Below are 15,259 nucleotides of genomic sequence, written 5' to 3' on the forward strand. Positions count from 1 at the left end.
CTTGGAACGAAGCAGACTGCTGAATTCTCCAAAGGAGAGAACATAGTCCGCATTTCCCTCAATGCCCATTTCCTGAGACTCGGATTTCTTTGCCATACAGGGACCGATAAATACGGTTACACAGTCGGGATGAATGGCTTTTAAATAACGGGAAACCGCCGCCATAGGAGAAAGGGTCTCCGACATATTTTCATGGTACTGATCCGGGAAGTGTATCTTCAAAAGATTAATGAAAGCAGGACAGCAGGAGGTGGTCATTTTCTTTCCTTCTTTTCTGGCCTCTGACCATTCCAATGCCTCATAGGCGGCGGTCATATCGCCACCCAGTCCAACTTCCACCATATCGGTAAAGCCGAGTTTCTTCAAAGCCACACGGATTGCGGACATAGAGATATCCTTACCGAACTGTCCCTCTGTGGCAGGGGCACACATGGCGTAAACTTCTTTTCCTTCTTTAATGGCGGAAATTACCTGCAAAAGATGGGTCTTTGTGGAAATCGCACCGAAGGGGCAGGAGTGAACGCACTGTCCGCAGCGGATGCAACGATTATCATCAATAACACAAAGACCGTTTTCATCGTAAGTAATAGCATTTACCGGACAGGGCTTTTTACAGGGACGGGTAAGCTGGGCAATGGCACTGTAGGGGCAGGCTGTTGCACACATTCCACATTCCTTACACTTCATAGGATCAATGTGGGCTCTTTGATCTGTCATGGTAATGGCACCAAAGTGACAGCTGTTCTGGCAGGCCTTACCTAAACAAAGACGGCAGTTATCCGTAACGGAATAGGAAGAAATAGGGCACTCCTCACAGGCAGGGTCGATAACCTGAATGACATTGCTGCTCTTTCTCTTCGGGCTGGCATCCTCATTACAAGCCAAACGAATACGCCAACGAAGAATTTCCCTTTCCTTATATACACAGCAACGGAAGGCGGCCTTCGGTCCCGGGGATAACTCCCGGATTAAGCCTTCCTTTGCTTCTTCCGTAACTTCTCCGTTCCATGCGATTCTTGCCAAGCCTTCAATTACACGGTGTTTGAGAGGGATAAAACCCTTGTCGTTTGTAACCATACTCTTTTCTCCTTACTTAGACTCTTTTCTATCCTCGGAGAAGCGCTCATTTCTCCGAGAAGTCAAACTCGTTAAAAGTATAACATAGTTTTTCTGTTTGGGGGATATACTTTCCCTTAGTACGAAAAAAAATACTGACAGACAAAAGCTTCCTGTGATGATATTTCTGTATTTTTATGGGCCGGTAAAGCAGATGCAATCCGAGTCCGGATTTCTTGCCATCAGCTTTCTGACTCTCTTTACGAAACGGGCATAAAAATCAATAGCAATGCCGAGATTATCCCGAATAATTTCTCGCTTTTTTTTCTCGTTCCAATCCTCTTGATCCGGTAAATTCCATAATTCATCCGGAAGAAAATAGGATATGGCAAAGCCGTCAATCAATTCCTTTAGTTCCGGATTTTCAAAGTCCTCTTGTAAGAGTCTTGCCTTTTCTTCTATTTCCAGCAGCATTTCTTTCATGGCAGGATAGCTGTAGAGATTCGGATCCGCCCATCGTTCAAATCTCACACTATCATAAGGATCTCTACCAGCATATTTTTTATTGTAGTTTTCGTCAAAATACTTATAGAGAAAATAAAATAGAAAAAATTGCACATCATCCTCTTCTATCATCATTCTATTTTGATAATAATCTTTTGTTTCCCAAGAATATCTGGGATTCTTTTCTTCTTTCTCCACAGTTAAGGGGCAAATTACAAAATAACTGCTTGTGTTCTCTCCTTCCAAAATAGGAACCTGCCGAATATCCTTCAGGGATTCGTTTATCCTTCCCATAGGGATCTTATAGATGTTTTGCTCCCAATTAAACTGATATCGGAAGATCAGACCGCAAGTATACGCGGAATCATGCCCGGCACGGATAAAAAAACGCAAATCGGAGTCTCCGGACAGGTTAAAAACAAAGGCGTAATCCTCTCTTTGCACTCTTTCTCCTTTACCGGAGCCCAGATAGCTGATTCTATGATAGAACTCCGGTTTTCTGCACTTCCGGGAAAGCATTTCCGAAAAAAGAATATTGGCATCGCAGTCTCCGTGGTTCACACCTTCTATGGTATCCGGATCAATCTGATTTACGGACACGCCCATCACCCCATCGGGAAAGATCATAAGTTCAACCGTGGAATAATCTTCCAATACGAAAACAATCGGTTCCCAAAGTTTCAACTCGGCGTTTAATTGAAAATTGTCATACCAATCCCAGTCCATTTTCTGCATTAGATCGTCCGTAACTCCTGCGGAACTTAATGTTTCCTGTATGCGTTTTCCTAAAGCCCAGCCCTCTAAATTTAGAGCTATACCGATGGCATTGATTTTGATGATTTTTTTCCGGGCAATCTGATTTTCTTCCCAAAAAGCATTTAATTCTTTTTCCGTCTTACAAAAGGTGGGTTTCCATTCCTGGATATCAAAGGGATTCATCATAAGCTTTCTCCTTAAAAAGAAATATTCTATAAACTTCGAAATGTCCCTTATGGAGCATAAAAAAGGGACGATAATTAAAATACAAAGTTAAAAAACAAAATAGAATTGATATTTAATCAAATATTTTAATAAAAGCTTTGCGAAATGGAAAGAAGGTAATATAATAAATAAGATATTAGTAGATTTTTCATAAAATTACCAGAGAGCCTTACTAATATTTTTTAGAAAAATGTCGAAAGAATACCTAATTCAACTGTTTGTGATAAGGGTGGATTAGGGTATAGGAGAGGGAGAGCTTATGTCACTAATGCAAATGATTTTTAAAAAGCCTGAGGAAGTTTTCGGGGAAGACGGGGAAGAGCCCGTTGAGAAACAACCTTTGGACTTGTTGTCTGTAAAGGGCGACAGAATAAGCACAGTGTTAGAAACAGAGAACATTGAGCTCCTCCTGGAAAAAGAACAGGGACGAATCCGCCTTGTACAGAAAAATTCCGGAGGAGAAGAACTGAAAACTCTGATGGAATGTCCCTATGCGGAAAATGCGGATGCCCGGAAAGAACTTACGGACATGATGTCTGCGGTAAAGAAAGACATCGAAGCGGCGGTAGAAGTGGGAAAAACGTCCCTTCGCATTCCGGAAAGTAAATATGAACTCTTCATGTATATGCGGAGACGGCCATCTATCCCTATGGATATGGATAAGCTAAACCGGGAGCTTTCTTCCGGTGAAGCAAGAGAAAATGTGGCTTTATTCCGTTCTTTCTTGGAGAAGAATCCCAGAATCAATGTTTATGTGGGAATCTATACCCTTGGACAGGATACGGCATACAGAATCTTGAAGCAGGAATGGCGGATGCTTTCCAATGTTCGTTTTATTGTTTTGGAAAATTATGAAAAGAAGCCGATTTCCTGGTCCGATCCACGGATTCAGGAAAGCCTGAAGGATTCTCCCAATGTGGCATCCATCGGTATCGGTATTAAGGGCGATCGTCCCCGTTATGCCATCGAGCTCCGCACAGAGGATTTGGCTTCCTCCGTTAAGAAGGCGGCAATGCTGAGCCACCACCTTTTCAATATTCGAGAGGAAATGATTGATGCCCAGACCCAGGGCTTCGCAAAGGCCATGTGGGCACTTGGAGCAAAACGGGGCAAGAGTGAGGAATTCATTCGGAAAACCGTGGAGGATTTGGCTTTAGAGGATGCCTGCTACAGAATTTCCGAAAGTTCTGCAAAGGAAATCGTGAAGAAGGTGCAGGAGAGAGGCTTCAATGAGGGAGAGGACATCGGTCTGTTCCGTGTTCCGGTATTAGACAGACGTCTGCTCTTAAACCTTTTAAAGAATGCGGAAAACGGCTTCCTGGTAGTGGATGATGCGGGACAGTTCCAGTATTACCGGGATATGACCGGAAAACTGGTGATGAAGTACGGCTGGGAGAAGGACGGCTGTTGGTACATTGCCCCCAAGGATAAGGAAGAAAAGGAAATCCGGAAAGAGGCCGCTATGGTTCTTCTGGAAGGAAAATATCTGCAGGCCCTTGGAAAGATTCTTATGGAGAATCGGAATCGCTCCGTAAGCGATGCTTACAGCAATCTGAAAAACTTCATTGTTTCCTATGAGAAGCTGGGCATGGGAGAGGGAGAACAAATCGAAACGCTGGGGCTTGCCAGAGACTTCTTCCCCAAGGAAAATATAGAAGAAATCCAAACCGTTATTGGAGAGGTGCTTTCCGAAAGCTCCCTTTATGACAATTTCGGATTTTAACAATTATTGAAATTCACTTATGCATTCTATACCATATAGGTTTGGATAGGGGCACGCTCTCGCTAGCTTCGCCACTTATCAGTACTAACTTCAAGCGTCGCTTTGCTCGCTTTCAGTAAGTACTGAAGGGCTCAGACTACCCCTTTTCCAAACCTACATGGTATAGAATTAGTAATCTTATATCCATAATTTTGAAAATGGCTAAATTGATATAAAGTAAGAGTTTCGCTGTATTTGAAGTGCTATAGAAATTGATATATTCTCTCCATATTGCATGTCCGGTAAAGAGGGGATACATCAATTTCTATGGCATTTTTTTATTATAAAATCTTCTTTTATATATTTAAACAAATTAAAACATATGCTAAACTTAAATTGTATTGATGCACTTAGCGAATTTATGTAAATAATTTTAATTTCACGCCTATGGATATTTTTAATGTATGCTTAGCTTATGGACTATTTGTTTTTTCTATATTCGTCAAAATATTTACAAAGACAAGTTTGTCCGCCCCCGGAGAATATGATTTTGTGATGAAACATAAGCTATTAACCGTACTATTGGTTATTTTAGGTTTATTCATTCTGCTTTTCCTGTACACTGTGTTTTCTTATTTCAATATCCCCATAATAAGCTGAATTTCACGCGTAGATAAAGTAACAGGACCCCTCGGATAAAGCATCGGGAATACTTGCAAGAAGTAACTATTTTTTGTAAAGTATTCCTGTTTTGTTTTATGAGAAGGGAAAGAAAAGAATGAAAGAAAAAAGTAACCGTATTGTTTCGCTGACTTCCATCTGCATTGTGCTTTTATTTTTGGTGGCGGCGGCTTTTTTGACCGATAAGGAGTCGGTGCAGAATTCCCCCTGGTCTTTGGTGCCTCCGGTGATTGCGATTGCCCTGGCATTGATTACCAAGGAAGTTTATAGCTCTTTGTTTCTGGGGATTCTGTCCGGAGCCCTTTTGTATTCCGGCTACAATCTGGAGGGGACTTTGAACCATGTATTTGTGGATGGCATTATCCATGTGCTTTCCGATGCCTGGAATGTGGGAATCCTTTGCTTTTTGGTGATTTTGGGCATGATGGTACAGCTGATGAATAAAACCGGAGGTTCCAGAGCCTTTGGAGACTGGACGAAGAAGCATATCCGAAGCAGGAAGGGCTCTATGCTGGCTACCATTGCCTTAGGTTGCCTGATTTTTATTGACGATTATTTTAATTGCTTGACCGTGGGTTCTGTGATGCGACCGGTAACGGATCAACACAAAATAAGTAGGGCAAAGCTGGCGTATCTCATTGATACTACGGCGGCGCCGGTATGTATCATTGCGCCGATTTCCTCTTGGGCGGCAGCGGTTTCCGGCTTCGTAGAAGGGGAAAATGGAATGAAGCTCTTTGTGAAGACCATTCCTTATAATTTCTATGCCCTTCTATCCCTTTGTATGCTGATTTTTTTGGTTTTGCTTAATGTGGATTTTGGTCCCATGAAGCTTCATGAGGAAAATGCGGTAGAGAGGAATGACCTGTTTACTACAGCAGAGCGTCCCTATGGAGAAGCCACTGAGGAAGAGGGAAGAAAAGGGCATATCCTGGATATGCTGGTGCCGATTTTCTCTTTGATTGTTTTCTGTGTTGTGGGAATGATTTATTCCGGAGGATTTTTCACCGGTGCGGACTTTGTGACGGCATTTTCCAAATCAGATGCTTCTACAGGATTGGTGCTTGGGTCTTTTGGCGCCTTGGTAGTGACCTTGTTTTACTACTTTGGCAGAAACGCCCTTTCCTTTAATGAAGGAATGGACTGCCTGCCGGAGGGCTTTAAGCAGATGGTACCGGCCATCTTGATTTTAACCTTTGCATGGTCTTTGAAGGCTATGACGGATAGCTTGGGAGCGAAGGAGTTTGTGGCAGTGATGGTAAAGAGCAGTGCAGGCTCCGCATTATCTTTCCTTCCGGTATTTATTTTTCTGATTGCCATTGGCCTTGCTTTTGCCACAGGAACATCCTGGGGAACCTTTGGAATTTTGATTCCGATTGTGGTGGCCATTTTCCAGGATGTGGATACCAACATGATGATTCTTTCCATGTCCGCCTGCATGGCGGGAGCGGTTTGTGGAGACCATTGTTCTCCCATATCCGATACCACCATTATGAGCTCTGCCGGAGCCCAAAGCGTTCATATCAACCATGTGCAAACCCAGTTGCCCTACGCCCTTTTGGTGGCCGGGGTATCCTCGATTAGTTATATTTTGGCAGGATTTTTAAAGACACCTTGGATTCCATTGGGAATCGGAGTAGCACTTCTGTTCGGGATTTTGCTTTGGATTAAGAAGGGACAGAAGAAAGCTTAAAGAATGATTAGGGCTTAGGATAGTCGATACTTGCCGGGAGAAAATTAGGGAAGGAAAAAGAACTAATGGCAAAAATAGCTTACCTGCCCTTCGGCAGGGTAAGCGTATCTCCTATACAAAAGAGGTCCGGACGAGAATGCATTTTCGTCCGGGCCTTTTTCGTATAGGAGAAGGTAGCTGTGAAAAACACAGCTACCTATTTTTGCTCCTCTAAATCCCCTTCCCCGGCAAGAAGTGGTTTTCAAAACCACTTCTTGCATATTTTAAACTATATCCCTTAAAAAAATATTCTATTGACAATTTTATGATTTACAGTTATATTGCTTTCGAAAATTTAATTAAAATAATTTTTAGTAAAAAGGCGAAAGGAGTTCAGTATGGAATTCGAGAGATTAAAGGAAATCATTGTAGATACTTTGGCATGTGATGAGGATAAGGTTACTTTAGAGGCAGATATGCAGAAGGACTTAGAGGTGGATTCTCTTTCCTTAGTGGAGCTGCACATGGCTTTGGAGGATGAGCTGGGCGTTTCCATTCCTGATGGAGAAATCGGAAAGATGCATACCGTAAAAGATATTTTAGACTATGCAAATAACGCAAAGGCGTAAATTAATCAAGATAGAAAGACAGAAAAACGGGCGTCCTTAGGGACGCTTTTCTCAAAGAAAAGAATTGTTTCTAAAGGAAAGGTCAAGAACCATAGGAGGAAATATGAAATCACCCATTCAAAGTCTGGTAGAGCTGGTGAAAGACAGGGACTTACGGCAAAAAGCCAATAAAGATACCATGAGCGGAGCTGCCCCATTAAAGGTGCCTGCAACCTTTATCAGCTGTAGAAAATGCGGAAGAAGAGCACTTCATTCCCGTTGGGAAGAAAATTACTATATTTGCCCTCATTGCGGTTCTTACAGTCCCATTGGAGCCTATTATCGCTTGAAAATGCTTTATGATCCGGGAACCTTCCAGGAGCTGGATCAGGATATGGCGGTAAAGGATCCTTTGGACTTCCCGGAGTATAGAGAGAAGGCGGAAAGCCAGGCGAAAAAAACCGGCCTGAAGGAGGCGGTGGTTTCTTCCAAGGGGAAAATTGGAGGAATTCCTGTGGTGGTATTGGTACTGGACAGTCGCTTCTTTATGGGTTCCATGTCTCAGGCCGTGGGAGAAAAGGTAACCAGAGGAATCGAAGTGGCGGATAAGGAGCAATGCCCCTTGATTATCTTTTCCGCTTCAGGAGGAGCCAGAATGCAGGAGGGAATCTACAGCCTTATGCAAATGGCAAAGACCTCTGCGGCAGTGGAGCTTTTCTCCGAGCATGGGGGACTTTTTATCAGCTATTTAACTCACCCCACCACAGGAGGAGTAACTGCAAGCTTTGCCACTTTAGGAGATATTACCCTGGCAGAGCCGGGAGCGCTCATCGGTTTTGCTGGCCCCAGAGTTATTGAGCAGACCATAAACAGTAAGCTCCCCAAGGGCTTCCAGAAGAGTGAATATCTGGAAAGCCACGGCTTTGTAGACAAGATTGTGGAGAGAAAAGATATGAGAGAAACCTTGATTCAGCTTTTGAAATTACATCAGAAGGCTTAAGACAGTTTATGGACAAATTTTCCCTACTGCAGGAACGGGAAGCCTCAGTTTGGAAGAGGCCGGCTGAAAAAAGTTCAAAAGGGACAAAAGTAGGATGGAAATCCTTCATGCCGGAAAAACCGGGATTGAAAATGACATTGTCGGAATCGGGAATCAAGGAGGAATATAGATGATTAAGGAAGTATTGGAAAAGACAGACGCCTTAGAAGAGAAAATTCAGGCTCTTCTTGCGGAAGAAGAAAAAACCGAGGAAATCAAAGTTTTACAGGAAGAAAAGAAAAAGCTCTTAGAAAGTTGTAAGGATTTGGAACCGGGAGATCGGGTATTCTTGGCAAGACACCCTAGACGCCCCCATGTGGAGGACTTCGTTTCCGCCCTTTTTACAGACTTTTTCGAGCAAAAGGGAGACCATCTTTATGATGAGGACCGCTCTATATACGGAGGAATTGCCCGTTTTCACGGACGTCCGGTAACGGTACTGGGTCACAGAAAGGGAAGAACGGTGGAGGAAAATCTTTCCTGCAACTTCGGAATGACCTGTCCGGAGGGCTATCGTAAGGCAAAAAGACTTATGGAGCAGGCGGAGAAGTTTGACAGACCGATTATTACCTTCGTAGACACTCCCGGAGCTTACCCGGGTCTGGAGGCGGAGCAGCACGGACAGGGGGAGGCCATTGCGAAAAACCTTGCTTTTATGAGCTCTCTCCATGTGCCGGTAATTGCGGTGGTTACGGGAGAAGGAAGCTCCGGCGGTGCTTTGGGAATCTGCGTAGCCAATAAGATTTTGATGCTGGAAAATGCGATTTACTCCGTTCTCAGTCCGGAGGGCTTTGCTACGATTTTATGGAAGGACAGCTCCCGTGCGGCTGAAGCGGCAAAGGTGATGAAGCTTACCGCAAAGGATTTAAAGGAAGCCAATGTGGCGGATGAGGTTGTGCCGGAGTCCTTGGGAGGTGCCCAGGATGACCCTGAAAGTCTTTACAAAGCATTGGATCAAGTCTTGGAGAAGACTTTAGCATACTACGATGGTATGAGTCGTCATGAAATCCGTAAGGACAGACTCTCTAAGTTCAGAAACATTTAGGAAAAGAGGAATGATGGAAGGACTAAAGATACTTGGCCTTGGATCGGCTATCCCAAGCAAGAGGGTACACAATGATGACCTGGCGAAGCTGGTGGATACCAGTGACGAATGGATTTTTCCCAGAACAGGCATTCATGAAAGACGTTTTTGTGAAAAGGATGAGAGTGCGGGAACTTTAGCGGTTAAAGCGGCTAAGGAGGCTGTAGAAGATGCGGGACTAAAGGGAGAAGACATCGGGGTGATTGTGGTGGCTACCATGTCTCCGGACTTCTCCACCCCGAGCCTTGCAGCCATCGTGGCAAGGGAATTGGGCACGAAAGATGATGTTCCCGTATTGGATTTGAATGCGGCTTGCAGCGGCTTTGTTTACGGGCTGGAGGTGGCCAGGGGGCTTTTACTTTCCACCAATAAGGACTATGCCCTGGTGGTGGGAACGGAACAGCTTTCCCGACTACTAAAAATAGAGGATAGAACCACCTCCGTCATTTTCGGAGACGGAGCAGGAGCTGCTGTAGTAAAAAGAGATGCCAAGACTCTCTACGCTTCCTACTTGGGCTCTAAGGGAGATTATTCCATTATGGCTCCCGGCATTTACACCGGAGCCTTTGACGGCTTCTATGAGGATGGCACGGAGAATCCGGAAAAGTTGGGCGAGGGAGTCATTGCCGGAAAGCATGAAAAGCTGGATCACCTGGTAATGGACGGAAAAGGAGTTTTCCTCTTTGCCATTGACATCGTTCCTCATTGCATTGAGAAGGTCTTGGAAAAGACCGGAGACAGCTTGGAAACCGTGCAGCATGTGGTTTGCCACCAGGCCAATTCCAGAATCATTCGAAATGTGGTACGACACATGAAGGCGGATCCTAAGAAGTTTTTTGAAAATATGGAGTATTTCGGAAATACCTCCGGAGCTTCCATCCCCATGGCTTTAAAGGATATGCAGGAAAAGGGGCTTTTACATTCCGGAGACAAGCTGGTTTTGGTGGGCTTCGGCTCGGGACTGACCTATGCCTCCGCAGAAATTCAGTACGAAAAAGCGTAGAGAAAGTAAAGGAAATTAAGGAGAGATTATGACCGGATTACAGGAGATGTTAGGAATTCGTTACCCCATTATTCAGGGAGGAATGGCCAATATTGCCACAGGAGCCTTTGCGGCGGCTTGTTCCGACGCGGGAGCCCTGGGCTTGATTGGAACAGGAGGCATTCGAGAGGCGGAGGGGCTTCGTAAGGAAATCCATATCCTTCGGGAAAGAACCGACAAGCCCTTTGGGGTGAATCTTATGCTGATGAATCCGGAAACCGATAAGATGGTGGAAATCTGCATTGAGGAAAAGGTACCGGTAGTAACCACCGGAGCCGGAAATCCCGGCATTTACATGGAAGCCTTTAAGGCGGCGGGAATCAAGGTGATTCCTGTGGTGCCGGCTCCCATCTTGGCGAAAAGACTGGAAAAGCTGGGAGCGGATGCGGTGATTGCGGAGGGCTGTGAGTCCGGAGGCCATATCGGAGAAATGACTACCATGACTTTGGTGCCTCAGACCGTGGATGCGGTTTCTATTCCCGTGATTGCAGCAGGCGGTGTTGCGGATAATCGGCAAATGCAGGCAGTGCTTACCTTAGGAGCCTGCGGTGCCCAAATCGGTACGGCTCTTTTGGCGGCGGAGGAATGCCCCATTCATGAAAATTATAAGGAGGCGGTACTGAAGGCCTCCGGCTCCGACACCATCGTAACCGGAAGAATTGCCGGTGTACCTGTACGAGTTTTAAAGAATCAGATGAGTAGGGAATACCTAAGTCAGGAAAAGGCGGGAGCGGATAAGATGGAACTGGAAAAGTTCACGCTGGGCTCCCTTCGCAGGGCGGTTTTTGACGGAGATACCAAAACCGGATCCCTCATGGCAGGACAGACCTGCGGACAGGTCACAAAGATTCGTCCGGTGGCGGAGATTTTAGCGGATATTTGCCGGGGAATTCCCGGGATTTCATAAGGAGGAAAGATGAAGACAGCATTTTTATATGCAGGACAGGGAAGTCAGGTTAAGGGAATGGGAAAGGACTTATATGAAGCCTTCCCCGCCTTTCGAAAGGCCTATGACGAGGCGGAGCTGGACTTTGATGTAAAGACGCTCTCCTTTGAAGATCCTGAAGGGAAAATCAATGAAACCCGTTATACCCAGCCGGCTCTTGTGGCATTTGCCTGCGGTATGACAGCGGTTTTACGGGAAAACGGAATCCTTCCCGACTATGCTTTGGGACTTTCCCTGGGAGAATACTCCGCACTGGAGGCGGCTTCCGTATTTTCCGCAAAAACAGCGGTGGAAATGGTAGCCTTCCGTGGTAAGAAGATGGAAGAGGCCTCCAAGGGAATCGAATCCTCCATGGCGGCAATCCTTGGGATGTCTGAGGAAGCTTTGGACAAGGTTTGTAAGGAAGTAGGGGGCGCTGTGAGCCTTTGTAACCTAAACTGCCCGGGACAAATCGTTATCGGCGGAGAAAAGAAGGCGGTGGAAGAGGCCTCCAAACTGGCTTTGGAGGCAGGTGCAAAAAAAGCCATTCCTTTAAAGGTTTCCGGCCCCTTCCATACCTCTTTTATGAAAAGTGCGGGAGAAGCACTGCGGGAGTATTTTAAAGATATTAGCTTCCGAGAGGGAACTTGCCCTGTGCTTCACAACTTCTTGGGAAGAGAAAGACAGGAAGGAGACCCAAGCGTTCCGGAGCTTTTGGTGGAACAGGTACAAAAGCCGGTGCGTATGGAAGAGGATCTTAGGAGACTTCTGGACCTTGGGGTGAGAAACTTTGTAGAAATCGGTCCGGGAAAGACCATTTCCGGCTTCTTAAAGAAGACTGCCAAGGATATGGGCATCGAAGATTTCGAAGTAGTAAGCTTGGAAAATAAGGAAGAGCTGGAAGCATTTTTATCCAGTAAAAAGGGATAATAGAAAGGACGGAAGATGGCGGAAAGAGAGACTTGTCTGGTTACAGGCGCCAGTGGAGGCATCGGTGGTGCGATTGCTTTGAAAATGGCTGCAGAGGGAAGAAATGTGGTGCTCCACTACGCCGGAAATGAAGCGGCAGCCAGGGCTATAGAGGAAGAAATTCATAAGGCTTATCCTTCCGTGGAAACCCTCCTTTGCCAGGGTGATATTAAGAAGGAAGAGGATGTGGAAAGAATTGTGGCGGAGGCCGTTGCCCGTTTTTCCGAAATTGAGGTTTTAGTGAACAATGCCGGCATCACCAGAGACAATCTTTTTCTAAAAATGTCTTCGGAAGACTTTGATGAAGTATTGGATGCAAACCTTCGGGGAGCATTCTTATTTTCCAAAGCGGTAGGGAAGCTGATGATGAAAAAGCGTTACGGCAGAATCATTCAGATTTCCAGCATTGTGGGGGTTCACGGAAATGTGGGACAGAGTAATTATGCGGCTTCCAAGGCGGGGCTTATCGGCATGTCCAAGTGTCTGGCCCAGGAGCTGGCAGGACGAAATGTAACGGTAAATGTGGTTTGTCCCGGCTTTATTGATACGAAAATGACTGCAGGACTGCCGGAGACGGTGAAGGAAGAAATGTTACGGAACATTCCTATGAAGGCTTTCGGAACAGGAGAAGATGTGGCAAATGCTGTGGCCTTTTTCGCTAAAAGAGAGTCCCGCTATATTACAGGAGAAACTTTACTGGTGGATGGCGGAATGGGCATGTAGAGCGAAAATATAGAAGGAAGCTATATAAAGTTACGATATAGAAAGAAACTATAGAGTGGCAATGTAGAGCGACAATAGAGTTTGTAAAAACAGAGTGCAATCTTGATTGGAAATGGAGAATAAGAATACTATGGAGAGAAGACGCGTTGTAATTACCGGATTAGGAACAGTGAACCCCACCGGAAATTCCGTTGCTGAAAGCTGGCAGGGAATTCAGGAGGGAAAGGTGGGCATTGGCCCCATTACCGCCTTTCCGGCAGAGGACTTCAGCATTCATTTAGCCGGAGAAGTAAAGGATTTTCATCCGGAGACCGTTTTTGATAAAAGAGATTTAAAGCATATGTCCCGCTTTACCCAGTTTGCCATGTGGGCAGCAGAAGAGGCGGTAAAGGACAGCGGTATTGTAGGAACGCTTCCTGAGGAAGAAATCGGCTGTATTGTTTCCAGCGGAATCGGCGGCCTGCAAACCATTGAAGCAGAGCATACTCGTGGCGCTTCCAAGGGCTTTGAGCGTGTAAATCCCTTCTTTATCCCTATGTCCATTTCCAATATGGCGGCGGCGGAAATTGCCATTCGCCATCATTTAAAGGGAATGTGCATTTGCCCGGTAACTGCCTGTGCAGGCGGCTCCAATGCCATCGGAGATGCCTTCCATAGAATCAGAGACGGTTACGAAACTGCTATGGTTTGCGGAGGAACCGAGGCCACCATTTCCGAATTGGGAATAGGCGGATTTTCCAGTATGAAGGCTCTTTCTCCTGCTTCCGAAGTCAGCAGAGGCTCCATCCCCTTCGATAAGGAGCGTTCCGGCTTCGTGATGGGAGAGGGGGCTGGTATTTTGGTGCTGGAGGAAAGAGAGCATGCTCTGAAGAGAGGGGCAAAGATTTACGGAGAAGTGCTAGGCTATGGTGCAAACTGTGATGCCTTCCATATTACCTCCCCTGCACCAAACGGAGAAGGGGGAGCGGATTGCATGAAGCTTGCGTTAAAAGATGCCAATCTTGCTCCTGAAAAGATTGACTACATCAATGCCCACGGTACTTCCACAAATTTAAATGATAAAGGAGAAACCACAGCCATCAAGACGGTTTTTGGAGAAAGAGCATATTCCATCCCCGTATCCTCCACCAAGTCCATGACCGGACATCTTTTGGGCGGAGCAGGAGCAGTGGAGGCCATCTTCTCCGTGCTTGCTTTGAAGGACAGCTTTGTCCCGGCTACCATGAATTATCAGGTAAAGGATGAGGAGCTGGATCTGGACTATGTACCTAATCAGGGAAGAAAGCAGGAGCTGCACTACAGCCTTTCCAATTCCTTAGGTTTTGGCGGTCATAATGCCACTCTGATCTTCGGAAAAGCAGAGTAGTTTCCCCGACCATGCAGTAAGTGAATAGTAAGATGGAACTGCTAAATTAACTTGAAATATACTTTCCGGCTGTATAGCTTTAAAATACGGGTAATCTGAGCCCGCCGGTACTTGCTGAAAGCGAGTGTAGCGAAGCTTGAAGCTTAGTACTGCTGCAGGGCGAAGTTAGCGGGAGCGTGCCCGAATTTAAAGCTATACAGCCGAAGAAAGCCAAGTTTATTATAACAGTTCCATCTTCAATACGAACTCCATCGGCGGGGAAACTGCCGGTGGAATTTTTTTAGAGGAGGTCAATATGCCTAAGTTAAACATTGAAGAAATCAAAGCCATTATTCCCCATCGTTATCCTTTTTTGTTGATTGACGAAATTCAAGACTACGAAGCGGGAGAATTTGCGGTGGCAAAGAAATGCGTCACCATCAACGAGCCCTTCTTCCAGGGGCATTTTCCCTCCTATCCGGTAATGCCCGGGGTTTTGATTGTGGAAGCTTTGGCACAGACCGGAGCAGTGGCTCTTTTGGCTCTTCCGGAAAATAAAGGAAAGATTGCTCTTTTTGGAGGAATCAAGAACTGTAAGTTTAAAAAACAGGTTCGTCCGGGAGATGTACTGGAGCTTAGCTGTCGGGTGGTAAATCGAAAAGGGCCTGTAGGAATAGGAGAGGCGGAAGCCAAGGTGGATGGTAAGACCGTGGTGAAGGCGGAACTGACTTTTGCAGTGCAGTAGGGCTTTATGCACTATTGAGGAAAAGAAAATGAAATAATAGTTGCAATGGTTTTCCGGCAGTGCAGAGCTGAAAGCGGGGCACGCTCCCGCTAACTTCGCCCACCGGGGGAACTAAGCTTCAAGCTTCGCTCAGATCGGAAGAGCGTCGTGTAGGGAAAGAGTGTAGATCTCGGTGGTCGCCGT

General features: G+C 45.7%; 13 protein-coding genes. 11 read left to right on the forward strand and 2 right to left on the reverse strand.

From position 1 onward, the window contains the following. The coding region (locus RDQ32_RS08300; RefSeq protein ID WP_308579973.1) for a monomeric [FeFe] hydrogenase at nucleotides 1-1,077 on the reverse strand (1,077 nt) is incomplete at its 3' end. A 174-nt stretch (nucleotides 1,078-1,251) separates the two neighbouring features. Next, nucleotides 1,252-2,502 (reverse strand): hypothetical protein, encoded by a 1,251-nt coding sequence (locus RDQ32_RS08305; protein WP_308579974.1) that lies wholly within the window; start codon nucleotides 2,500-2,502, stop codon nucleotides 1,252-1,254. 298 nt (nucleotides 2,503-2,800) lie between these two features. On the opposite strand from RDQ32_RS08305, the gene RDQ32_RS08310 reads away from it, so the two are divergent. The 11 genes from RDQ32_RS08310 (at nucleotide 2,801) to fabZ (ending at nucleotide 15,076) form a co-directional block, all read left to right on the forward strand. After that, nucleotides 2,801-4,264 (forward strand): hypothetical protein, encoded by a 1,464-nt coding sequence (locus RDQ32_RS08310; protein ID WP_308579975.1) that lies wholly within the window; start codon nucleotides 2,801-2,803, stop codon nucleotides 4,262-4,264. A gap of 757 nt (nucleotides 4,265-5,021) precedes the next feature. Continuing rightward, nucleotides 5,022-6,617, forward strand: a complete 1,596-nt coding sequence (locus RDQ32_RS08315) for a Na+/H+ antiporter NhaC family protein (protein ID WP_308579976.1) — start codon at nucleotides 5,022-5,024, stop codon at nucleotides 6,615-6,617. Nucleotides 6,618-6,994: 377 nt separating this feature from the next. After that, a complete protein-coding gene (locus RDQ32_RS08320; protein WP_007157597.1) occupies nucleotides 6,995-7,225 on the forward strand; it encodes an acyl carrier protein in 231 nt (76 codons plus the stop codon). 103 nt (nucleotides 7,226-7,328) lie between these two features. Continuing rightward, on the forward strand, nucleotides 7,329-8,204 hold the full coding sequence (gene accD, locus RDQ32_RS08325) for an acetyl-CoA carboxylase, carboxyltransferase subunit beta (RefSeq protein WP_183683768.1): 876 nt from the start codon (nucleotides 7,329-7,331) through the stop codon (nucleotides 8,202-8,204). Between the two features lie 169 nt (nucleotides 8,205-8,373). Then, nucleotides 8,374-9,288 (forward strand): acetyl-CoA carboxylase carboxyltransferase subunit alpha, encoded by a 915-nt coding sequence (locus RDQ32_RS08330; protein WP_308579978.1) that lies wholly within the window; start codon nucleotides 8,374-8,376, stop codon nucleotides 9,286-9,288. Between the two features lie 10 nt (nucleotides 9,289-9,298). Next, nucleotides 9,299-10,330, forward strand: coding sequence for a ketoacyl-ACP synthase III (locus tag RDQ32_RS08335; protein ID WP_330700310.1), 1,032 nt, complete (start codon nucleotides 9,299-9,301; stop codon nucleotides 10,328-10,330). A gap of 28 nt (nucleotides 10,331-10,358) precedes the next feature. Beyond that, nucleotides 10,359-11,276 carry a nitronate monooxygenase gene (locus RDQ32_RS08340; RefSeq protein ID WP_040649265.1) on the forward strand — a complete coding sequence of 306 codons (918 nt, stop codon included), beginning with the start codon at nucleotides 10,359-10,361 and terminating at the stop codon, nucleotides 11,274-11,276. 9 nt (nucleotides 11,277-11,285) lie between these two features. Further along, nucleotides 11,286-12,224, forward strand: a complete 939-nt coding sequence (gene fabD / locus RDQ32_RS08345; RefSeq protein WP_308579980.1) for an ACP S-malonyltransferase — start codon at nucleotides 11,286-11,288, stop codon at nucleotides 12,222-12,224. A gap of 15 nt (nucleotides 12,225-12,239) precedes the next feature. Then, nucleotides 12,240-12,986 (forward strand): 3-oxoacyl-[acyl-carrier-protein] reductase, encoded by a 747-nt coding sequence (fabG, locus tag RDQ32_RS08350; protein WP_308579981.1) that lies wholly within the window; start codon nucleotides 12,240-12,242, stop codon nucleotides 12,984-12,986. A gap of 130 nt (nucleotides 12,987-13,116) precedes the next feature. Then, complete coding sequence (gene fabF / locus RDQ32_RS08355) at nucleotides 13,117-14,352, forward strand: beta-ketoacyl-ACP synthase II (protein WP_308579982.1); 1,236 nt, start codon at nucleotides 13,117-13,119, stop codon at nucleotides 14,350-14,352. A gap of 295 nt (nucleotides 14,353-14,647) precedes the next feature. Next, a complete protein-coding gene (gene fabZ / locus RDQ32_RS08360) occupies nucleotides 14,648-15,076 on the forward strand; it encodes a 3-hydroxyacyl-ACP dehydratase FabZ (RefSeq protein WP_007157588.1) in 429 nt (142 codons plus the stop codon). Nucleotides 15,077-15,259: the final 183 nt, after the last annotated feature.

This window comes from uncultured Oribacterium sp. (genome assembly GCF_902481605.1).
In the GTDB taxonomy this organism is placed as follows: Bacteria; Bacillota; Clostridia; order Lachnospirales; family Lachnospiraceae; genus Oribacterium; species Oribacterium sinus.